This window comes from Paenibacillus sp. 102, from assembly GCF_039549175.1.
Lineage (GTDB): Bacteria > Bacillota > Bacilli > Bacillales > Bacillaceae_G > Bacillus_A.
This window is the reverse complement of the sequence record NZ_JBCGHT010000075.1, coordinates 1-377: the sequence shown is the minus strand read 5'-3', so window position 1 is coordinate 377 and position 377 is coordinate 1. Positions and strand designations below refer to the sequence as shown.

Here is a 377-nt window from a genome sequence, read left to right as displayed (position 1 = left end):
ATATCGGCGTTAGTCCCGTCCTTCATCGACTCCTAGTGTCAAGGCATCCACCGTGCGCCCTTTCTAACTTAACCAAACTAAAATTAAAAAATATGAGCTACACTGTTATCTAGTTTTCAAAGAACATGTCTTACTGTGCTGAATTTGCTTCTCTGCTGGCATACGTTGAGGAATCCATCATCATGGAATTCGCTTGCAGACGCAACCACAAAAAAAAAACAAACTACTTGCACTGTATCAAGTTGAGAGTTAGTTCTCTCAAAACTGAACGAAACGAAACAAGTCAACGTTTATTGATGAACTGCGTTCATCAATTCTCCATAGAAAGGAGGTGATCCAGCCGCACCTTCCGATACGGCTACCTTGTTACGACTTCA

1 rRNA gene is annotated in these 377 nt (G+C 41.6%); it reads right to left on the bottom strand.

From position 1 onward, the window contains the following. Positions 1-324 precede the first annotated feature (324 nt). Positions 325-377 (bottom strand): 16S ribosomal RNA (locus AAIE21_RS29390); the annotation flags it as partial.